General features: G+C 74.6%; 18 protein-coding genes and 1 tRNA gene. 12 read left to right on the plus strand and 7 right to left on the minus strand.

Going from position 1 to position 21106, the window contains the following annotated elements; genetic code table 11:
• The first annotated feature begins 13 nt into the window (after positions 1-13).
• Entirely contained in the window at positions 14-1072 is a 1059-nt protein-coding gene (locus tag AC230_RS02895) for an MBL fold metallo-hydrolase (RefSeq protein WP_049714322.1), read from the plus strand.
• On the plus strand, positions 1069-1932 hold the full coding sequence (locus AC230_RS02900; RefSeq protein ID WP_241833054.1) for a hypothetical protein: 864 nt from the start codon (positions 1069-1071) through the stop codon (positions 1930-1932). The genes AC230_RS02895 and AC230_RS02900 overlap by 4 nt, the downstream gene beginning before the upstream one ends.
• On the opposite strand, the gene AC230_RS02905 is transcribed toward AC230_RS02900, so the two are convergent.
• Complete coding sequence (locus AC230_RS02905; protein ID WP_049714323.1) at positions 1929-2456, minus strand: GNAT family N-acetyltransferase; 528 nt, start codon at positions 2454-2456, stop codon at positions 1929-1931. The genes AC230_RS02900 and AC230_RS02905 overlap by 4 nt on opposite strands.
• Positions 2457-2727: 271 nt before the next feature.
• Between AC230_RS02905 and AC230_RS02910 the strand changes: the two genes are divergently transcribed.
• The 4 genes from AC230_RS02910 (at position 2728) to AC230_RS02925 (ending at position 6125) form a co-directional block, all read left to right on the plus strand.
• Positions 2728-3006: a hypothetical protein gene (locus AC230_RS02910; protein ID WP_049714324.1), complete on the plus strand. Its 279-nt coding sequence runs from the start codon at positions 2728-2730 to the stop codon at positions 3004-3006.
• Positions 3007-3140: 134 nt separating this feature from the next.
• A complete protein-coding gene (locus AC230_RS02915; RefSeq protein ID WP_053160963.1) occupies positions 3141-3935 on the plus strand; it encodes an SGNH/GDSL hydrolase family protein in 795 nt (264 codons plus the stop codon).
• A 247-nt stretch (positions 3936-4182) separates the two neighbouring features.
• Positions 4183-5583: an amino acid permease gene (locus tag AC230_RS02920; RefSeq protein ID WP_049714325.1), complete on the plus strand. Its 1401-nt coding sequence runs from the start codon at positions 4183-4185 to the stop codon at positions 5581-5583.
• Positions 5584-5753: 170 nt separating this feature from the next.
• Positions 5754-6125: a nuclear transport factor 2 family protein gene (locus AC230_RS02925; RefSeq protein WP_049714326.1), complete on the plus strand. Its 372-nt coding sequence runs from the start codon at positions 5754-5756 to the stop codon at positions 6123-6125.
• Here the strand turns inward: AC230_RS02925 and AC230_RS02930 are convergent.
• Complete coding sequence (locus tag AC230_RS02930) at positions 6115-6954, minus strand: helix-turn-helix domain-containing protein (protein WP_049714327.1); 840 nt, start codon at positions 6952-6954, stop codon at positions 6115-6117. The genes AC230_RS02925 and AC230_RS02930 overlap by 11 nt on opposite strands.
• 73 nt (positions 6955-7027) lie before the next feature.
• Between AC230_RS02930 and AC230_RS02935 the strand changes: the two genes are divergently transcribed.
• The gene (locus AC230_RS02935) at positions 7028-7333 is read left to right on the plus strand and encodes a 4a-hydroxytetrahydrobiopterin dehydratase (protein ID WP_049714328.1); all 306 of its coding nucleotides are present in this window, start codon (positions 7028-7030) and stop codon (positions 7331-7333) included.
• A gap of 328 nt (positions 7334-7661) precedes the next feature.
• Here AC230_RS02935 and AC230_RS02940 read toward each other — a convergent pair whose 3' ends face one another.
• Positions 7662-9491, minus strand: a complete 1830-nt coding sequence (locus AC230_RS02940) for an AMP-dependent synthetase/ligase (RefSeq protein WP_049714329.1) — start codon at positions 9489-9491, stop codon at positions 7662-7664.
• A gap of 276 nt (positions 9492-9767) precedes the next feature.
• Entirely contained in the window at positions 9768-10652 is an 885-nt protein-coding gene (locus AC230_RS02945; protein ID WP_049714330.1) for a LysR substrate-binding domain-containing protein, read from the minus strand.
• Between the two features lie 93 nt (positions 10653-10745).
• Here AC230_RS02945 and AC230_RS02950 point away from each other — a divergent pair, with 93 nt between their 5' ends.
• Entirely contained in the window at positions 10746-11822 is a 1077-nt protein-coding gene (locus tag AC230_RS02950; RefSeq protein WP_049714973.1) for a bile acid:sodium symporter family protein, read from the plus strand.
• Positions 11823-12115: 293 nt separating this feature from the next.
• Here AC230_RS02950 and AC230_RS02955 read toward each other — a convergent pair whose 3' ends face one another.
• The gene (locus tag AC230_RS02955; protein WP_049714331.1) at positions 12116-13048 is read right to left on the minus strand and encodes a quinone oxidoreductase family protein; all 933 of its coding nucleotides are present in this window, start codon (positions 13046-13048) and stop codon (positions 12116-12118) included.
• Between the two features lie 145 nt (positions 13049-13193).
• Here AC230_RS02955 and AC230_RS02960 point away from each other — a divergent pair, with 145 nt between their 5' ends.
• Entirely contained in the window at positions 13194-13652 is a 459-nt protein-coding gene (locus AC230_RS02960; RefSeq protein ID WP_049714332.1) for a MarR family winged helix-turn-helix transcriptional regulator, read from the plus strand.
• A 357-nt stretch (positions 13653-14009) separates the two neighbouring features.
• On the plus strand, positions 14010-16775 hold the full coding sequence (locus tag AC230_RS02965; RefSeq protein ID WP_049714333.1) for a GTPase-associated protein 1-related protein: 2766 nt from the start codon (positions 14010-14012) through the stop codon (positions 16773-16775).
• Between the two features lie 100 nt (positions 16776-16875).
• Here the strand turns inward: AC230_RS02965 and fdhD are convergent, their stop codons facing one another.
• Positions 16876-17715, minus strand: coding sequence for a formate dehydrogenase accessory sulfurtransferase FdhD (gene fdhD / locus AC230_RS02970; RefSeq protein WP_049714334.1), 840 nt, complete (start codon positions 17713-17715; stop codon positions 16876-16878).
• 225 nt (positions 17716-17940) lie between these two features.
• Here fdhD and AC230_RS02975 point away from each other — a divergent pair, with 225 nt between their 5' ends.
• Complete coding sequence (locus tag AC230_RS02975; protein WP_049714335.1) at positions 17941-19494, plus strand: aldehyde dehydrogenase family protein; 1554 nt, start codon at positions 17941-17943, stop codon at positions 19492-19494.
• Between the two features lie 26 nt (positions 19495-19520).
• On the opposite strand, the gene AC230_RS02980 is transcribed toward AC230_RS02975, so the two are convergent.
• On the minus strand, positions 19521-20885 hold the full coding sequence (locus tag AC230_RS02980) for a DUF2254 domain-containing protein (RefSeq protein ID WP_078870906.1): 1365 nt from the start codon (positions 20883-20885) through the stop codon (positions 19521-19523).
• A gap of 106 nt (positions 20886-20991) precedes the next feature.
• On the opposite strand from AC230_RS02980, the gene AC230_RS02985 reads away from it, so the two are divergent.
• Positions 20992-21079: transfer RNA gene (locus tag AC230_RS02985), tRNA-Leu, on the plus strand.
• The last annotated feature ends 27 nt before the right edge of the window (positions 21080-21106 follow it).

Here is a 21106-nt window from a genome sequence, read left to right on the forward strand (position 1 = left end):
ACGGAGCCCTTCGATGACCGAGCAGACCGAGCGCGAGCGCCCCCTCGCGGCCCCGCGCACGCCCGGTGAGATCCGCCTCTGGCCGCGGTCGTTCGCCGACCGGCTGACCGCGCCGCTGCCGGGCGTGCGCGCCTTCGCGCGCCTCGCCCGGGAGGGGCGGCTGCGCCCGTCCGCCGCGGCGCTGCGCGAGATTCCCGGCGTGCCCGTGGAGCCCGGGCCGCCGCCCGCCGTCAACGCGGCGACGGTGGCCGCCACCTGGGCCGGGCACGCGAGCTGGATCCTGAGCATCGGCGGTCTCACCGTGCTCACCGACCCCGTCTGGTCGCGCAGAATCCTCGGCACCCCCGCCAGGATCACGCCGGTCGGGGTGGCCTGGGAGGACGTGCCGCGCGTCGACGCCGTCGTCATCAGCCACAACCACTACGACCACCTGGACGCCGCCACCCTCAAGCGGCTGCCGCGCGACACGCACCTGCTGCTCCCCGCCGGGCTCGCCCGCTGGGCGCGCCGCCGCCGCTTCACCCGGGTCACCGAGCTGGACTGGTGGGAGGCGGTCGAACTGCCCGGCGCCTGCGGGCCGGTGCGCTTCGACTTCGTCCCCGCCCACCACTGGAGCCGGCGCACGGTCACCGACACGTGCCGCTCGCTGTGGGGCGGCTGGGTGCTGACGGCGCCGGACGGGCAGCGGGTCTACTTCGCGGGGGACACCGGCTACGGCCACTGGTTCGGCCGCATCGGCGCCCGCTACCCGGGCATCGACCTGGCGATCCTGCCGATCGGCGCCTACGACCCGCGCTGGATGCTCGGCCCCGTGCACACCGATCCGGAGGAGGCCGTGCGGGCCTGCGAGGACGTGGGCGCGCGGGTGATGGCGCCCATGCACTGGGGGACGTTCCTGCTGTCCGCCGAGCCGCCGCTGGAGCCCCTGCGGCGGGTGCGGGCGGCGTGGGCGGCGACGGGACGGCCGCGGGACGGCCTGTGGGACCTGCCGATCGGCGGCTCCCGGGTGCTGGAGCAGCCCGGCCGCGACCGGACGCCGCGGACCGTCCCCGTCGACCCCTACGCGACGTGACGGCGCGCGTGCCGGCGGGCGTGCCGACGGAGGGCCCCGACCGGCGGGGCATGAGCAGCTTCGACGACATCTACGACCGGCCGGACCCGCGTGCCTACTTCACCCGGCTGGCCCCGCTGGAGTACCGGATCCCGCACCACGCGCAGCCCGTCTTCCGCGCCGCCGTCGCCGACCTGGCCCGCCGCCGGCCCGGCCGGCCGGTCACCGTCGTGGACCTCTGCTGCTCCTACGGCATCAACGCCGCCCTGCTCAACCACGACGTCACCCTGGACGAGCTCTACGACCGTTACACGGGCCCGGCGACGGCCGGTCTGTCCCGCGCGGAACTCGCCGCGTCCGACCGGGAGTTCTACGCCTCCCGCCGCCGGCCGGAGGCGGTCCCGGTCGTGGGCGTCGACGTCTCGGCGCGGGCGGTGGCCTACGCGGTGGACGCCGGGCTGCTGGACGCCGGGTTCGCGGAGAACCTGGAGGCCGCCCCCGCCGGTCCGGCCCTCGCCGCGGCGCTCGCCCCGGCCGACCTGGTCACCGTCACCGGCGGCCTCAGCTACATCGGCCCGCGGACCTTCGACGCGGTCGTCGCCCCCTCGGGCGGCCGCGTCCGCGTGGTCGCCTTCGCGGTACGGCCCGTCGACTACCGGCCCGTCGCCGAGGCGCTGGCCCGGCACGGGCTGGTCACCACCGCGTCCGGACGCACCTATCCCCAGCGCCGTTTCACCGGGCCGGAGGAGCGGCGCGTCGTCCTGGAGCGCGTCAGGGCCGCCGGGCTCGACCCGGCCGGGCGGGAGGCGGAGGGCCACTACCACGCGGCCCTGTACGTGTCGCGGCCCTCGGCGGAGGAGGCGGGCGAGGAGGGGAACTAGGGGCGGGCCTCCAGGACATGGACGCGCAGCGGCACGCCGAGGGCCGGGTGCCGCGTCTCCCTCTCCGCGCGCATGCCGAGCTTGCGCATGACCCGCTCGGAGGCGTCGTTCCCTATGGCGTGGACGCTGACCACGCGCGCCAGCCCCCGGTCGCGCAGCGCGAAGTCCAGCGCGGCGCGGGCGCCTTCGGTGGCGAGGCCGCGGCCCCAGTGCGCCCGGCCGAGGCGCCAGCCGATCTCCACCGCGGGCAGGATCTCCGGCAGGTAGCGCGGCACCGACAGGCCCACGAAGCCGACGAGTTGACGGCCCTGGCGCAGCTCGGCCGCGAACAGGCCGATGCCCCGCTCGTCCCACTCCCGTTCCCAGGCGGCGATTCCGGCGGCGGTCTGCCGCAGGTCCTGCACGGAGCCGTCGCCGATCCAGCGCATCACCTCCGGGTCGGCGTTGATGGCGGCCATCGGCTCGAGATCCTCCTCGCGCCAACGCCGCAGCGTCAGACGGGGGGTTCGCAGGGTGGTCGTCATGCGGGCATCCTTCCCCTCCGCGCGCCGGTCAGTCGCGCCGGGCGCACTCCGCGCGGGGCCGTGGGCCGTGCCCTTTCTCCCGTTTGGCCGGAAAGGGCTGCTGTGTCGTGGGAGCGGAGCTGCTAGACCGTCGGAGCAAACACGCCTGAGGAGGGAGGAATTGGGCGTCCGGGGCCGTCGCGATCAAGGATGCCGGGAGCCTCGTATAAGGTGACCGACCGAAATCAGACACCCCCCATCGGGCCCGTGCGGGCCCGGTCTGGAGAGAGTTATGCGCCGTCGTATATCCGCCTTCGCCGTCACCGCCGCCCTGACCGGCGGCCTCCTGCTCGCCGCCTCCCCGGCCGAGTCCGTCGCGGCGGGCCACACCGTCACCTGCAACTACCCCAAGATGCGCCAGGAGATCGCCTCCCTGAGGGCCAAGGCCGCCCGGCTGAAGCACGAGGGCGAGTACGCCGCCGCCCGGCGCACCCTCGCCAAGGCGGACGCCATCTCCCGCAAGCTGCACGCGTGCGAGTCGAGCGAGCGGAACGCCCAGCACCACATCTGACGGGCCGTACGGCCCGGCCGGGCCGGCGGAGCCCTCCGCCGGCCCGGCCGGGTCCCCCCACCCGAACGGGTGACGACTGGAACGCCCGCGACGGAGGTAGGGAACCAGCTCACGCAGAAGGCAAGGAGCAGCCCGTGAGCACCCTCCGCCGCATCGCCCGTCCGGCCGCCGCCCTCGCCGTCGCCCTCGCCCTGAGCTGGGCCGGGCCCCCGGGCGCCGGGGCGGACACCGGCGCCGGACCCGTGCCCTCCTACGCCGCGCTCGGCGACTCGTTCTCCTCGGGCGTCGGCGCCCACGTCTACGACCCGTCCTCCGGCTCGTGCCTGCGCAGCCCGCGCGCCTACGGGCCCCGGTGGGCCGCCGCCCACCACGTCGCCGACTTCCGCTTCCCCGCCTGCGGGGGCGCGACCACCCGCGACCTGCTGACCCGCCAACTCCCGGCGCTGCGGCCGGACACGGCCCTGGTCACCTTCACCGTCGGCGGCAACGACGTCGAGTACGTCCGCGTCATGCAGGCGTGCAGCATCGGCTCGTCCGCGGACTGCGCGGCGGAGGCCGACCGGGCCGAGCGCGCGATGGACGAGGTGCTGCCCGCCCGTCTCGACGCGCTGTACGCGGCCGTCGCCCGCCGCGTCCCGCACGCCCGCGTGATCGTCCTCGGCTACCCCGACCTCTTCGGCGCCGACCCCTGCCTGATCCCGGCCCCGCCGCGGGCCCGCCGGATGGACGCGGCCGTGGACCACCTGGACGCCGTCCTGGCCGACCGCACGCGCGCGGCGGGCTTCACGTACAGGGACGCCCGGGGGCGGTTCGCGGGGCACGGCGCGTGCTCCCGGGATCCGTGGATCAACGGGGTGCGGCTCGCGCTGCGGGAGTCGTACCACCCCAACGAGGAGGGGTACGCGGCGTACGCGAGCCTCCTGCCGTGAGGGGGCACGGCCGAGGCCGTGGTGACCCAGGTCACTGCGGCCGTCCCCGGCCGTGCCGATACTGCTCGTCGCGGAGGCGGTGGACGAATGACGGCTCACGGCCCGGTTCGCTGGACCTTTTCCGGCCGCCGGGCACCTGGCACGGGACAAAAAAGAGCGATTTTGCGCCGGGCTCCCCACCGCTCACCATGTGCTCGTATCGCACAGATCTGCGACCTGCCCGCAGGATGAGAGGCGCACCACCCCCATGCACGACACGACCGACGGCACGCACACGCGCCGTTTCGGCCTCCCCACAGCGGTCGCGCTGGTCATGGGGAACATCATCGGCGGCGGCATCTTCCTGCTGCCCGCCTCCGTCGCCCCCTTCGGCACGGTCAGCCTGCTGGCCTTCGGCGTGCTGACCGTGGGGGCGATCGCGCTCGCCCTGGTCTTCGGCCGGCTCGCCGAGCGGCATCCGCACACCGGCGGCCCGTACGTGTACGCCCGCGCGGCGTTCGGCGACTTCGCCGGCTTCCTGTCGGCGTGGTCGTACTGGACCATGACCTGGGTCAGCAACGCCGCCCTCGCGGTCGCCGGCGTGGGCTACTTCCACGTCCTGACCGGGAGCAAGGGCTCCCTGGCCGCGGACCTGACCGTCGCCCTGGCCATGCTGTGGCTGCCGGCGCTGGCCAACCTGGCCGGCACCCGCTGGGTGGGGGCCGTGCAGCTGGTCTCCACGGTGCTGAAGTTCGTGCCGCTGCTGTTCGTCGCGGTCGTCGGCCTGTTCTTCTTCGACCCGAAGAACCTCGGCCACTTCCACGAGGGCGGCGGGAGCTGGGCCGGCGGGCTGTCCGCCTCGGCGGCGATCCTGCTCTACAGCTACGTCGGCGTCGAGTCGGCCGCGATGAGCGCGGGCGAGGTCCGCGACCCGGGCCGCAACGTCGGCCGGGCGAGCGTCCTGGGCACCATCGGCGCCGCCCTGGTCTACCTCCTGGGGACGCTCTCCGTCTTCGGCGCCGTGCCGCACGACAAGCTCGTCGGCTCCACCGCGCCGTTCTCCGACGCGGTCAACGCGATGTTCGGCGGCGAGTGGGGCGGCGCGCTGATCGCCGGCGCCGCGGTGATCTCCATCGTCGGCGCGCTCAACGGCTGGACGCTGATGAGCGCCCAGATGCCCTACGCGGCCGCCAAGGACGGCCTGTTCCCGGCGGCGTTCGCGCGCAAGCGGCGCGGCGTGCCGACGGTCGGCGTCCTGGCGGCGTCGGTGCTGGCCACCGGCCTGACGGTGATCAACTACGTCTCCGGGGCGGGCGGGGTCTTCGAGATCCTGGTCCTGATCACGACCTTCTCCGCGACCGTCCCCTACCTGCTGGCCGCCGCCGCCCAGGTGTACTTCCTGCTCACCGGGCAGCGCGGGCGCGTCCGCCCGGCGCGGCTGACCCGCGACCTGGTCCTCGCCCTCGGCGCCTTCGCGTTCTCCTTCTGGCTGGTCGCCGGCGCCGGTTACGAGGCGGTCTACCAGGGCGTGCTCTTCCTCTTCGCCGGTGTCCTCGTCTACGCGTGGATGGCGGCGCGCCGCCCCCGTCCAGCGGCCGCGGGGACGGAGGCGGAGGCGGTGGAAGGCGCCCCGGAGCGGAGCGCCCCCGAGCCCGTCCGCGCCGTCTGACCGGCGCCCTTACCTCCGACGTCATCGCGTCGTCGGCCCGCTCACGACAAGGTGGAGCCATGGCCCCCGGAGCCGCGCACTCGGGTCCGGGGGCCGCTCGATACCCGTCGTTCGACGCCTGTCGCTCGACGCCCGTCGTTCGATACGCACCGTGAGAGGGAGAGTTCACCATGTCGCGTTACGAGGACGCCGTCACCCGCTACTTCGCCGCCTGGAACGCCACCGATGCGGACACCCGCGCCCGGGCCGTCGCCGCCGCGTGGACGGAGGACGGCTCGTACACCGACCCGCTCGCCGACGTCCGCGGCCACGAGGCGCTCGCCGCCGTGATCGCCGGGGCGCAGGAGCAGTTCCCCGGCTTCGTCTTCCGGCAGACCGGAGTGGCGGACGGGCACCACGACACCGTGCGGTTCTCCTGGGAGCTGGTGTCCGGGGCGGACGGGTCGGCGCCCGTCGCGGGCTCCGACGTCGCCACGCTCGACGAGGACGGACGCATCCGCGGCGTCCTCGGCTTCCTGGACCGGGTGCCCGCTACGGCGTGAGGGCCCCCTGGAGGGGCGCGTCCCGGAGGTGCGCGCCGTGCAGATACGCGGCCGTCTCCGCGTCGGCGGGGAGGAAGGTCTCCAGCGCCAGCTCGGAGACGGTCACGTCCATGGGGGTGTTGAACGTCGCGATGGCCGAGACGAAGGACAGCGTCCGGCCGGCGTGCTCGATCCGCAGCGGCAGCGCGAAGGGGGCCGCCGGGCCGTCGTCCGGCCGCTCCTCGCCCGGCACTTCCGGCGGCGGATAGGAGCTGACCTCGTCGTAGACGGCGCGCAGCGGCGCCGACCGCAGCACGGCCAGCTGGCGTTCCATCTGGTGCAGCAAGTGGGCGCGCCACTGGCCGTAGTTGCGGATGCGCGGGGCCATGCCGCGCGGATGCAGGGTCAGGCGCATGGCGTTGAGCGGCGGGACGAGCAGCTCCTCGGCGACGCCGTCCAGGAGGAGGGAGACGGACCGGTTGGCCGCCACCACCCGGTAGGTGCCGTCCACGGCGAGCGCCGGGAAGGGCTCGTGGGCGCACAGCAGGCGCTCCAGCCCCGCGCGCAGCTCGCCCATCGCCGGGTCGTCCAGCGGGCGTTCGGGGAAGTAAGGGGCGTAACCGGCGGCGACGAGAAGGGCGTTGCGCTCCCGGACGGGCACGTCGAGGTGGTCCGCGAGACGCAGGATCATCTGCCGGCTCGGCAGCGAACGGCCCGTCTCTATGAAGCTGATGTGGCGCGCGGAGGAGTCGGCGCGCAGGGCCAGCTCCAACTGGCTGATGCGGCGCCGGTTCCGCCAGGAGCGCAGGAGCGCGCCCACCGTGGGGGCGCCGGCCGTGGCAGTCGTCATGCCGCGACATTACCCGCGTCCCGTGGGACCCTTGTCGAACCGGTGTCTGGTGGTGGACGAAGGGACAGGGGACATGCCGGTCGAACCGCTCTCCCAGCAGGACGTCGAGGAGCGCCTGAAGGAACTGCCCGGCTGGACGACCGACGGGGTGCTGCTCCGTCGCTCGTACCGCCTTCCCGGGCACTTCCCGGCGGTGGCCCTGGTGGTGCACATCGCCCGGATCCAGGAGGAGTTGGGGCATCACGCGGAGGTGACCCTGGGGTACGACACCGTGGCGATCGCGGTGAACACCCACAGCGTGGGCGGCAAGGTCACCGGGCTGGACGTCGAACTGGCCCGCAGGATCGAGGAGATCGCCCCGGGGCACGGGGCGCGCTGAGGCGGCCTGCCTGCGGCCGTCGTGGCCCTGTCCGTCCACGGTCGTGTGGTGGGCGGGCAGGGCCTGCTCGTGCGGGCTCGTGCGTGTTCTATGTGCGGTGACTGTTCGTGCGGTGCCAGTTCGTGTGTGCCTGTTCATGCGGTCCGGCTCCGCCCGTGGCCCCCGGGGGGGGAGGGGGCGGGGCGGAACCGTCCCATCCGGTTCAACGCGTGCGGTTCGTCCGGCATTCCCGTCCGGCGTTCCCGTCCGGCGTTCCCGTGTGGCATTCCTGCCCGGTGGTCCCGTGCGGTGTTCCGTGCGGCGCTCCTGCCCGGCGGCTGCCGGGCGCTCAGGGCGCGGCCTCCTCGTAGAGCGCGTCCACTTCCGTCGCATACGCCTTCTCCACGGCCCTGCGCTTGAGCTTCAGCGTGGGGGTCAGCAGCCCCTGCCCCTCGGTGAAGCGGCCGGCGAGGATGCGGAAGGTGCGGATCGACTCGGCGGGGGAGAGGCCCGCGTTGGCCGCCATCACCGCCTCGCGGATCTCCGCCTCCAGCTCGCGGTCGCGCACCAGTGCGGCAGGGGGGAGCGGGGGCCTGCCCCGCACCGCGAGCCAGTGCGCCACCTCGGGGCGGTCGAGGGTCACCAGGGCCGCGAGATAGGGACGGCCGTTGCCCACGACCAGACAGCGGTCGACGAGGGGGTGGGTCCGCACCCGGTCCTCCAGCGCCGCCGGCTGCACGCTCGCGCCGTCGGCGGTCACCAGGACCTCGCTCCTGCGGCCGGTGACCGTCAGATAGCCCTCCTCGTCGAGCGCGCCCAGGTCACCGGTGGCCAGCCAGCCGTCGTGCAGCACCGCCGCGGTGGCGCGGGCGTCGTCCAGATAGCCCGCGAAGACCTGCGGGCCGCTGATCCACACCTCGCCGTCGGGCGCTATCCGCACGCCCGTCCCGGGAACGGGTCTGCCGACCGTGCCGAACCGCGGACGCTCCGGGGGGTTGGCCGTCGCGGCGGCGGTGGTCTCCGTCAGGCCGTAGCCCTCGACGACGGTGATGCCGGCGCCCGCGAAGAACAGGCCCAGCCGCCGGTCCAGGGAGGAGCCGCCCGAGAGCGCGAACCGCAGCCGGCCGCCCAGGGATTCGCGGATCTTGGAGTAGACGAGCTTGTCGAAGACCTGCCGCTGGACGCGCAGCGCCGTGCCGGGCCCCGGGCCGGTGCCGAACGCGCGGTCCTCCAGGGCGCCGGCGTAGCGGACGGCGACGTCCACGGCCTTCTCGAAGGGGCGCTCCTTCCCGGCCCGTTCCGCCGCGCGGCGGCTGGTGGAGAAGACCCTTTCGAGGAGGTGGGGGACGGTGCAGACGACGGTGGGCCGGAAGGCGCGCAGGTCGGCGAGGAGCGCTTCCTGTGAGGCCCCGGTCCGGTGTCCCAGCCGTACCCCGGCGCGCACGGCCGTCACCTGCACCATCCGCCCCAGGACATGGGCGAGGGGCAGGGCCAGCAGCAGGGAGGGGTCCTCGTCGGTGGGGCGGAAGACGGGGCCGAAGCCGTGGACGACGTTGTCGGTCTGGGCCATGAGATTGGCGTGGGTCAGGACGCAGGGCTTGGGGCGTCCGGTGGTGCCGGGGGTGTAGATCACGGTGGCCGGTGAGGAGGGGGTGACGGCGGACCGGCGCCGGTGCACCTCCTCGTCGGGGACGGCGGCGCCCGCCGCACCCAGTTCGCCGGCCGCGTCGGCGTCCAGCTGCCACAGCCGGACGAGGCGGGGCAACCGGTCGATGACCGAGCCGACGGTCATGGCGTGGTCCTCGTGCTCGACGACGCAGGCCGTGGCGCCCGCGTCGTGCAGGGTCCAGTAGACCTGCTCGGCGGAGGAAGCCGGGTAGAGCGGGACGGACTGGGCGCCCACGCACCACAGGGCGAAATCGAACAGCGTCCACTCGTAGCGCGTGCGGGACATCAGCGCGACCCGGTCGCCCGCGGCGACGCCCTGGGCGAGCAGGCCCCTGGCGACGGCCATGACCTCGTCGCGGAACGCCCCCGCGGTCACGTCCTGCCACCGCCCGGCGGCCTTGCGGCCGAAGGCGATCCGGTCCGGGGCCTCGGCGGCGTGCTCGAACACGATGTCTGCCAGGCCGCCGGCGGCCGGGGCCGGCGTCAGGGGCGGGACGGTGAACTCGCGCAAATTCTCGCTCCTCGCGACGCTCCGCACAGCGCCGGTGACCGTACCCGATCCGGCTCGGGCGAACCCTCGGTACTCGGCGACGGGCGGCGAACTGTCCGATCCGGGCGGATTATTGGCTGCGGTGTGTCACCTTCCCAGGTCGAGGAGGTGGCGGGGGAGAGTGCCCTCCGGCGCCGGGCTCCGGTCGGGCGGAGGCGGGGTGGCGGAGACCGGGCCTCTCTCGGGGGAGAGAGAGGGGGAGGAGGAGGGAGGGAGCGGGAAAGGGAGGGGCTCCGGTCAGCCGGGGGCGGCCGCCGTGTGCAGCCGGTCCCCGGCGGCGAGGATGGCGCGGGCCAGCGCCTCCGCGCTGCCGCGCGAGGCGTCGTCCCGCCCGGGCCCGGTGCCGTACAGCAGCACGACGTCGATGCCGCCCAGCTCGGGAAGCCCGGCGCGCGCGGGTATCCGCACCAGGCCCGGCGGGATCATGCCGTGGGTGTGGGCCATCACCCCCAGCCCGGCACGGGCCGCCGCGACCAGCCCGTTGAGGCTGCGGCTGGTGCATGCCACGCGCCAGGGACGGCCGTGCCGCTCCAGCACCTCCAGGGCGCGCGCCCGGGTCACCGCCGGCGGCGGGAAGGCCACCAGCGGCAGGGGCCGGTGCGCGTCCAGGCGCAGCCGCTCGCCGCCGATCCACACCAGGCGGTCGCGCCAGACGAGCCGCCCGTGCGGCTGGTGGGGATGGCGCTTGACCAGGACGAGGTCGAAGCGGCCGGCGGCCAGCTGCTCGTGCAGGGTCTCCGAGAGATCGACCGTGAGCTCCAGCTCGACCTCCGGATGCTCCCGCCGGAAGGACTCCAGCACCTCCGGGAGCCGGGTCAGCACGAAGTCCTCCGAGGCGCCGAACCGCAGCCGCCCGCGCGGCCGCGTGCCGGCGAACCAGGACGCCGCCCGCTCGTTCGCCTCCAGGATCGTCCGGGCGAACCCCAGCATCGCCTCGCCGTCCTCGGTCAGCGACACGCTGTGGGTGTCCCGGACGAACAGCTGCCGCCCGGCCGCCCCCTCCAGCCTGCGCACCTGCTGGCTGACGGTGGACTGGCGCAGCCCCAGCCGGTGGGCGGCCTGCGTGAAGCTGAGTGTCTGGGCGACGGCCAGGAAGGTCCGCAGATGGGCGGGCTCGAACATATTTCCAGGCTAGCCGGTCATCGATGAGCGTGATAACAGTCAGCGCGCTGAACGGGGTTCCCGATGATCCCGGCCGGCGGCAGGCTGGCGGACATGCCCCGACCCGCCTTCCTCGGCCGCCTCTTCCGCGGCCTCCCCCTCGATCCCTACATAGCCGCCCTCCTCGGCACCGTCCTGCTGGCCGTGCTGCTCCCCGCCCGCGGCCAGGCCGCCACCGTCGCCGACGCGGCGTCCAAGGTCGTGGTGGCGCTGCTCTTCTTCCTCTACGGAGCCCGGCTCTCCACCCAGGAGGCCGTGGCGGGCCTGCGGCACTGGCGGCTGCACACGACCGTCCTCGCCTGCACCTTCGTGGTCTTCCCGCTGCTGGGACTGGCCGCCGGCGGTCTGGTGCCGTACGTCCTCACCCCCCGTCTCCACGACGGACTGCTCTTCCTGTGCCTGGTGCCCTCCACCGTCCAGTCGTCGATCGCCTTCACCTCCATCGCCCGCGGCAACGTGGCGGCCGCCATCTGCGCCGGCTCCTTCTCCAGCATCGTCGGCATCGTCCTGACCCCGCTCCTCGCCGCCGTCCTGCTCGGCAACAGCGGGGCCGGCTTCTCCCTCGACTCGCTGCTGTCGATCGTGCTCCAGCTGCTGGTGCCCTTCCTCGCCGGGCAGTGGCTCCGCCGCTGGGTGGGCGGCTTCCTCGGCCGCCACCGCACCGTGCTCGGCCGGGTCGACCGGGCATCCGTGCTGCTGGTCGTCTACGCCGCCTTCAGCGCCGGCATGGTGCGCGGGATCTGGCACCAGGTCACCCCGTGGCGGCTGCTGGCCCTGCTCGGGGTCGAGGCCGTGCTGCTGGCGGTCATGCTCACCCTCACCACCGTCGGCTCCCGGCGGCTCGGCTTCCCGCGCGAGGACCGGATCGCGATCGCCTTCGCGGGATCGAAGAAGAGCCTGGCGGCCGGACTGCCCATGGCCACCGTCCTGTTCGGGGCGGAGGCCAGCCTTGCCGTCCTGCCGCTGATGCTCTTCCACCAGCTCCAGCTGATGGTCTGCGCCGTGCTCGCCAAGCGGTACGGACGCGAGGCCGCTGTGGCGGCCTCCGCCTCCTCCTGCGCCGCCACCCCGGCCGGGGGTGAGGCCGTGCCCGCCGGTGCCACGGCCGATCGGGCCGATCGCACTCCCTGATGGCGGGGGCCGGGCCGCTGCACGGGCGGTTGTCAAGGCTCCGGTCCGGGTGGTCACCGGGCTCCGGCCAGGGTGTCACTGGGCCTCGGTCCGGGCGATCACGGGGCCCCGGCCCGAGCGGTCTCCGGGCCGCTCCGCCACGCGGTCCAGTGGCACGCCGTCCAGTGGTCACGCGGTCGAGTGGCTGCGGTCGAGTGGGCGCGCGGTCCTGAGCAAGCGGTCCAGTGGGCACACGGTGGCCGTGCGGTCGAGTACGCGGACCGTGAAGGCACCGGGTCCAGGTGCCGGGACGGTCACACGGGACGCAGCAGCACCTTGCCCTGATTGGCGCGCGATTCGACGATCTCGTGGGCCTTAGCCACCTCCTCCAGGGGGAGTTCGGCGTGGATGCGCGGTTGCAGCCGGCCGTCGGCGGTCATGGCCCAGAGCTCCCGCCGCCATTGCTCCATCACCTCCGGCCGGTGACGGGCTATCAGGGCCATCTGGAACCCTATGACCGCTTTCGCGCCCACCAGCAGGTCGTACGCCTGGATGCTTCCTCCGCCGGAGCTGTAGGCGACCAGGCGCCCGCCGGGGGCGAGGGCCGCGATCGCGGGGGAGAGGAGCTCGCCGCCGACGGCGTCCAGCACGATGTCCACCGGGTCGCCCCAGGACTCCTGTCCGTAGACGACGACTTCGTCCGCCCCCAGGGAGCGGACGAAGTCCGCCTTGGCGGGGGAGCCGACGGCGGCCACCACGCGGCCCGCCCCACGGGCCTTGGCGATCTGGAGGGCGAGGTGCCCGACCCCGCTGGCGGCGGCCGTGACGAGGACCGACTCGCCCTCCAGGGGGCGGGCCGCCTCGTACGCGCCCCGGGCGACCAGGCCGCAGCGCACCAGGGCGACGGCCTGGGCCGAACTCGCCCCCTGGGGGATCCGCGAGGTGAACGCCGTGTGCAGGAGGGAGTAGTCGGCGTAGCCGTCGCCGAAGCACAGGCCGGTGACGCGCTCGCCCACCAGGAAGCCGGTGACCTCCGGGCCCACGGCCACGATCTCCCCCGCCACCTCGCCCCCGAGGCTCGCCGGCAGGGGATGCCCGCCCTCGCGGACCTTGCGCACCATGGGCAGGGTGACGCCCGCCGCCTCGGTACGGATGAGCAACTCCCCAGGGCCGGGCCGGGGGACGTCGGTCTCCTCGAGCCGCAAAACCTCGGGGCCGCCGTTCTGGTGATAGCGGACACGACGCATGGTGCACCTCCACGGGCAGGGTTTCGTCTCAGCGCTCCCGGCGCTTCGTTGGGGGTTCCAACGGCTACGACGATAGCGGACTGCGTTGGGAAGTCCAATGGTTTTCCGTAGGGAAACCCAACGAGTTTTTCGCTACCCTCGACTCATGGCACACAGCGACGCCCACGCGGTCGGCGAGCCCGCCCTCGCCCACATCCAGACCCTCCCGAGCTGGCTCCTCAACCGCGCCTCCGCGCGCGGGCGAAGGCTCGTCTCCGACGCCCTCGCGCAGGACGGCCTGCGCATGCCCCACCACGCCGTCCTCTCCGCCGTCGCCGACCTCGGCCCCGTGGCCCAGGCCGAGCTCGGCCGCACCACCGGCTTCGACCCCAAGGACATGGTCGGCATCCTCAACGACCTCCAGGCCCAGCAGCTCGTCACCCGTGCCCCCGACCCCAACGACCGCCGCAAGAACGCCATCACCCTCACCGAGGAGGGCCGCCGCCGCCTCCGGCGCCTCACCGAGCTCGGCGACGAGGCCAACGAAGCCCTGATGGCCGCCCTTTCACCGGCCGAACGCCAGCTCTTCCTCGCGCTGCTCGCGCGGATAGTCGACGAGGACTGACCGGCGGCGGCGAGGGGCCGCGCACCCCGCCCCGCCCGGACCCGGGGGATGCCGGGCATTCCCCGAAAGTCCCGTCGTCCCCCGCGCGGATCTGGTGGGATGGCCTTCGCCGGCGGACTGGCGTGATGGAGGGGTGGTTGCAGTGGTCCGGGACCTCGGAGACGTCGGGGGGCCCGACGGCCCGGGCGGGTGGGCCCGGTCGTACGGGGCGGGTGGTTCCGCGCGACGCCGCCCGGCGCTCCTCGTCGAACGCGGGTCAGGCGGACGGGAGTTGAGAGTCACGGCTCGGGCGGTTGTGTCCGACGAGGCCCGGGCGCACGGCTCCTGCCGTCCGCCCCGTACGCGGAGGTGGTGCGCGTGAGTCCGCAGCACCCGCAGCCGCTCCAGCAGCTGCACTACTCGCGCTCGTCCCCGGACAGCGCCCCCCGCTTCACCGCCGCCAGTCCCGACCTGCCCGCGTTGCTCCTCGGCGAGATCGAGCCGCTGCTCACTTACGAGCCTCCGGACGCCGTGCCCGTATCCGCACCGCCGGTGCCTGCGTCACCGCCCGTGCCTGCGGCGCCGGTCACCGCACCGCCGGTCCCCGCCGCGTCGGTCAGCCTCGGGCCTCCCCCCGCCGACTCGCTTGCCGCCGGGGCGGCGGGCGGGAGACCGGGCGCCGCCGCGCCGCGCGGCGGCCCCGCGGCCTCCGCGGCGACCGGGGCGCCCGGAGCCTCCGGATCCACCCCTGCCGCCGGAGCGTCCGGGCCCACCCCTGCCGTCGGAGCGTCCGGGCCCACCCACGTCTCCGGAGCGTCCGGATCCGCTCACGGCTCCGAACCATCCGGATCCGCCGCGGCCGCCCTGCGGGCCGCCGCCGTCCCCTCCCGTGGTGCGGCCCCCCGTTTCCCCGTCGTCTTCGGGCACCACCGGCTGGCCGACGGCACCCGGCTGTTGTGCCGTGTGGTCCGTACCGGCGACGACCCCCGGGGCCGGCGTCACCCCTTCCACGCCCACGCCGTCCGCCTGCCCCCCGACGGCCCCCTGCCCGGCGGGCTCCTGCCCGTCGAGGCGTGGGAGTCTCCCTCGTGGGCCGAGCGCACCCCCGGCACGGGCGTGCCCGAGCACCTCACCGCCCTCGCCCCGGCCCGCCGCATCACCAAGGCGGGCCTGCTGGAGTTCGTCAGGGCGCGCGCCGAGCGGCTGGTGCCGTTCCTCACCGACGTGCGGACGCTCTTCCGCAGGCCCGACGCGCCCCAACTCCTCGTCATCGAAAGGGACACCGACCGCATCGCGCACTGGATCGCCGTCGCCAGCGCCGTCCTGCCCCGCGACCTCGCCAACCGGCTCACCTTCACCACCTACACCCGCCGACCCCTGCTCGCCCGCCAGCAGATCGTCGGGGCCCTGCCCGGTGCGGAGTTCGACTACGCCCACGTGGCCGGCGACCGCCGCTACCGCGTCCACGACTGCGCCGGAGGTCACTCCAGCCCCGCCCGCGACGACCCCGACCCCTGGGCGTCCGTCGCCGCCCGCGTCCTGCTCGCCGACCGGCCCGCGCTGTTCACGGAGGCCGTGCGGCTGCGCACCCCCGCCGACCGCGACGCCACACACGACGCGGGACGCCTCGCCGCCCTCGCCCTGCGCGACGGCATCCCGCTGGACGCGGCCGGCCGGACCGCCGCCGCCCGCTGGGCCCGCTTCCGCGCCACCGCCGACCGCGCCGACCGCCGCGAACCCAACCCGTTGCTCGTCCCCCTGCTCGGGGCCCTGGCCACCGCGGGGCCCGACCGGCCGCCCGAGGAATGGGCCGCCCTCGCCGAACTCGCCGAGTTCTTCGCCCCCTTGGCCTCCCAGCCGCCAGGCGAGCGGCTCCGCCGCGACCTGCGCGCCGAGCTGGACCGCGCCGCCCCCGGCGAACCCCTGACCCGCGTCCTGGGCCTCGCCCGCCTCGCCGAGGCGCTGCGCGCCGACCACACCCCCGTCCTCACCGCCCGCCTGAGCGCCGCCCTCCTCGGCGACGCCGCCCCCGACCGCGACGCGGTCTGGGCCGCCGTCACCGCCCACCCCGGGCTCACCGCCGCCGTCCTCGGCACACTCGAACGCACCGCGGCCACCGGTGACCCCGCCTCCGTCGTCCACCTGCTCACCGGCGGTTTCCCCGCGAAGGACCTCCAGCGTCACCCGCACCTGCGCATGGCCGCCGCCCTCGCCGACGGCTCCCTCCCACGCCCCCGCCGCAGCCCCGACGACGCCGAGGCCGGGCCACGGCCCGGCGCCCCCGACGGCACCGGCCGTTCCCAGGACCGGATCGCCTTCCTCGCCCAGCTCGTCCGGAGCGCCGGACGCGGCCAGGGCGCCAACCCCTCCGTACTGCGCACCGCGTTCCGCCTGGTCTGGGGCAGCTCCCCGCCCACCCCCGCCGAGACCGCCGCCCTGCTGGACGCCCTCCCCGCCGAGCGGCACCGCGCCGCCGGCCTGGACGACGTGCTCGTCCGCTCCGCCCTGGAGAGCACGCCCGACGACGCCGAGGCGCCGGCGGCGGCCCGGATCCTCGTCCTGCGCTGCGGCCCCCGGCTCGACCCGCGCCGGCACGCCGCGCTGCTCCTCCTCGATCAGGCCGGCGCCCTCGCCGACGGCCAGGAGCTCCCCGGTTTCACGGCCCGCGCCCTGTCCCTGCGCGAGCAGGCCCGGCCCCTGGAGCCCGGCATCGAGGACCGGCTGCGCCAAGTCCTCGTCCGCCGGCTGCTGTTCGGCGACCCCTGCCCCGACGAGCTGGCCGAGCTCGCCGCGTCCGGCGACGAGGAGCTGCTGGGCGCCTACGCCCACGAGGCGCGCGGCGGCGGTGTCGACCTCGCGCTGCGCCGCACCCCCGCGTTCGCCGCCGCCTGCTTCACGGCCTGGCACACGGCCCCCGGCGCGAGCGGCCTCTGGGACGACGTCCGCACCACCCTGCTCGACGACGTGCTGCGCCCCGCCGTGCGCTTCCTCCCCCGCGAGCACCTGGACGAGATCCAGCAGGTCCTCTACGAAGAGGACGCGACCTGGGAGGAGTTGTTCCAGGAGTGGAACAGGCGCCCCGGCGTCCTCGGCCGCCTCGGGGCCCTGCGCCGCGCCTCCCGCGCCGACCGCAGGGCCGACTGAGGAGGAGGCGACATGACCGTCCCGGAAGACAGCATGACCAGCCCCGAAGACGGCATGACCGTCCCGGAGGACGCCATGACCACCCCGGAAGACCCGGCCGTCACGGCAGTACGACGCGCTCCTCCCCGGCGTAGACGTTCATCGACGCCCCGCGCAGGAAGCCGACCAGCGTCATCCCCGTCTCCGCCGCCAGGTCGACGGCCAGCGACGAGGGCGCCGAGACCGCCGCCAGGACGGGGATCCCGGCCATCACCGCCTTCTGGGCGAGCTCGAAGGACGCCCGTCCCGAGACCAGCAGCACCGTGCCCGCCAGCGGCAGCAGCCCCTCGCGCAACGCCCGTCCCACCAGCTTGTCGACGGCGTTGTGCCGGCCCACGTCCTCGCGGACGTCCAGGAGTTCGCCGTCCGGGGCGAAGAGCGCGGCGCCGTGCAGGCCGCCGGTCCGGTCGAAGACCTTCTGGGCCGAGCGCAGCCGGCCGGGGAGTTCGGCGAGCAGCCCGGGGTCGAGGCGCAGCGGCGCCGGCCCGTCCGAGAGGGGCCAGCGCGCGGTGGTCCGTACGGCGTCCAGGCTGGCCTTGCCGCACAGACCGCAGGACGAGGTGGTGTAGACGTTGCGTTCGAGGCTCACGTCGGGGACGGGGACGCCGGGCGCGAGCCGGACGTCGACGACGTTGTAGGTGTTCCCGCCGCCGTCCGGCGAGGTGGCCCCGGCGCAGTAGACGATGTTGGCGAGTTCGGCCGCGTCGCCGAGGACGCCCTCGCTGACCAGGAAGCCAGCGGCGAGCGCGAAGTCGTCGCCCGGGGTGCGCATGGTGATCGCGAGCGGCTTGCCGTTCAGCCGGATCTCCAGCGGCTCCTCGGTGACCAGCGTGTCCGGACGGGTGTTCACCGCCCCGTTGCGGATGCGGATGACGCGGCGGCGTGCGGTGACCCGTCCCATGGGTGATCAGTCCTGGTCTGTTCGGCGGCGGCTGACCGCTCCATTGTCGGGGGCGGCCGTGGCGAGGGGCGGCCGCGCACCCTCCGGACCCGGTTACCGGCGGTCGTACGTGACGTGGACCTCATCGCGTACGGGCGTCCTGTCGCGTGCCGCACCGCGGGCTACCGTTCGACGGGCAACGTGCTTGTTCCCCGCCCCGACTGTGCACCGAGAGCGGAGACTTCCATGGCACCGACCCTCAACTCCCTGGTCCTGCGGCCCGGCGCCGAGTGGGACAGCGCCTGGCGGCGCTGCCTCGTGCTCGCGCCCGAGGCCTTCCGGGACGACCGTGTCCTCAACCTCTGGAACGGCGCCTGGCACGCGGACGGCCGTCCGCTGCCCGCCGTCACCCCGGTCGACGGCACGCCCATCGCGGGCCCGCCGCGGCTGGACGCGTCCGCCGCCCACCGGGCCGTGCGCGCCGCGCTCGACCAGCACCGCGCCTGGCGCGAGGTGCCCCTCGCCGACCGCAGGGCGAGGGTGGCCGCCGCGCTGGACGCCCTCGACGAACACCGCGAACTCCTCTCCCTGCTGCTCGTCTGGGAGATCGGCAAGCCCTGGCGGCTGGCGCAGGCGGACGTGGACCGGGCGATCGACGGCGTCCGCTGGTACGTGGACGGGATCGACGGCATGCTGGCCGGGCGCGGCCCGCTGGCCGGGCCCGTCTCCAACATCGCGAGCTGGAACTACCCGATGAGCGTCCTCGTCCACGCGATGCTCGTCCAGGCGCTCGCGGGCAACGCGGTGGTCGCCAAGACCCCGACGGACGGCGGGCTGGCCTGTCTGACCCTGGCCTGTGCGCTGATCCACCGCGAGGGCGTCCCCGTCACGCTGGTCAGCGGCAGCGGCGGCGAGCTGTCGGAGGCGCTGGTGCGCGCGCCCGAGATCGGCTGTGTGTCGTTCGTCGGCGGCCGGGACGCCGGCGCGCGCGTCGCCACCGCCGTCGCCGACCTGGGCAAGCGGCACGTCCTCGAACAGGAGGGCCTCAACACCTGGGGCATCTGGAACTTCACCGACTGGGACGCCTTCGCCCCGCAGATCCGCAAGACCTTCGACTACGCCAAGCAGCGCTGCACGGCCTACCCGCGCTTCGTCGTCCAGCGCTCCGCCTTCGCGGAGTTCCTCGCCCACTACCTGCCGGCCGTGCGCGCCGTGCGGTTCGGCCACCCGCTGGCCATCGACTGGCCCGCCGACGACCTGCCCGAGCTGGACTTCGGCCCGTTGATCAACGCGGCCAAGGCTAAGGAGCTGACGGACCAGGTCGCCGAGGCCATCGACCGGGGCGCGGTGCCGCTGCACCAGGGTTCGCTCTCCGAGGGCCGCTTCCTGCCGGGGCAGGACCGCAGCGCGTACGTCCCGCCGGTCACCCTGCTCAACCCGCCCCCGTCCTCTCCCCTCCACCACTCCGAACCCTTCGGGCCCGTGGACACCATCGTCCTCGTGGACACCGAGGCCGAGCTCCTCGCCGCGATGAACGCCAGCAACGGTGCCCTCGTCGCCACGCTGTCCTGCGACGACCCGGCCACCTACGAGCGGCTGGCCCCCCAGATCCGCGCCTTCAAGGTCGGCCACGGCAGGCCGCGTTCCCGGGGGGACCGGCAGGAGCTCTTCGGCGGCTTCGGGGCGTCGTGGCGGGGCGCCTTCGTCGGCGGGGAACTGCTGGTGCGGGCGGTGACCGTGGGGCCGTCGGGGGACGAGCGGCTGCCGGGCAACTTCCCGGAGTACCACCTCATGCCCTGAGGCCCGAGTCGCCCGGGGCGCGGCGGTCAGCCGATGCCCTGCCGGTCGGGCACGAGCGCGAACGCCCGCTCCGCCGCCTCCGGCACCGTGCGCGCCACGGCCTGCGCCAGCAGCGCGCGGTGCCGCTCCACCGGCTGCCGCCGTCCCGCCGGGACGAGCGCCCACAGGTCGTCCAGCCCCGCCATCATCCGCCGGGTGACCTGCGGACTGGTGACCGCGCACCGCCGGATCTCGGTCAGCCCGAGGTCCACCAGGTCCGTCCAGCCCGGCAGGTCCTGCACCAGCCGCACCGTTCCCGCGCGGTCGCAGTGGCACAGGGCGCCCAGCGGACGGTGTGCGACGGCGGCCAGGAACTGCACGATCCGGTCCAGGCACTGCACGGCCGTCGTCGGGTCGTTCACGGCCGGCGACAGGGCGCGCTGCGCGATGTCGGACAGCTGCCGCAGCCCGAAGCCGACGTCCTGGTGGAACGTGCGCTCCACCCCCACGGACACCGTGTACCGCAGCGCCCGGGGCGGGGGCGGCCTGTGTCCGCCGTGCACCGCGAGGACGGGCGTCCCCGGTACGACGTAGTCGCCGATCCGTGGGATCAGCCGCAGCACCACCCCGTGCCGCCGGGCCACCCGCACCAGCCGCGCGATGTGCACGTCCCGCAGGACGCCGGCCCGCCCGCGGTGGACGATCTCGGACCCGGCCGGCGGCAGCGCGTCCGCCCCGGGGCCGGGCCCGCCGCCGCGGGCGTGCCGGTCCAGCACCCGCATGGACTCCCGGTTGATCCGGTCGATCACGTGGCTCACCCGCATCAGCCGCAGCGTGGAGTTCACATAGGCGATGAACAGCCCCAGACTCACCAGCACCAGCAGCACGCACATCCCACTGGAGAAGACCGGGACGGTGGTGACCTTCCTGGGGTCCGTCTCCCCCTCGTACGACGCCTGCACCAGCAGCGCGAACAGGAACGTCGCCAGGAACACGGCGAAGGCGCACTTGGTGATCCTGCTGCGGACGTAGAGCCGGACCACGCGGGGCGAGAACTGGCCGCTGGCCATCTGCAGCGCGACCAGCGAGATCGAGAAGACGACGCCGATGAAGGTGAGCATCGCCGAGCCGACGGTCGAGACGATCGTCCGCGCGTCGTCGGCGATCTTGGTCAGCGAGGCGACGGTGCCGTAGTCCCCGCTCTCCTGCAACCACCCCACGTACGCCTCGTCCACCAGCAACACCCCCACCGCCCCCACCACGGCCCCCACCAGCCCCACCGTCGGCGTGAACCAGAACGTGTCCCGCAGATGCTCCCGCAACGGCGACAGCGGACGGGGAACACGCCTGGTGGGAGCGGGCGCGAGGGCCTCGGCGGCGACCTTCCCCGAGGATTGTCCGGCTTTGCCCATAAACAGACCTTATGCCCACGAGGAAAGCCCTGGTGAAAGGCACTCCGAAACCTTGATAGAGTTATCCATGTCGCCGCGGGGAACACCCCGCGAAGACAGACACCTTGTCCGGGTGGCGGAATGGCAGACGCGCTAGCTTGAGGTGCTAGTGCCCTTTATCGGGCGTGGGGGTTCAAGTCCCCCCTCGGACACCAGCAGAGACCCCAGTCGATCTGGGGTTT

The sequence above is a fragment of the Streptomyces caatingaensis genome (assembly GCF_001187435.1).
Classification (GTDB): domain Bacteria; phylum Actinomycetota; class Actinomycetes; order Streptomycetales; family Streptomycetaceae; genus Streptomyces; species Streptomyces caatingaensis.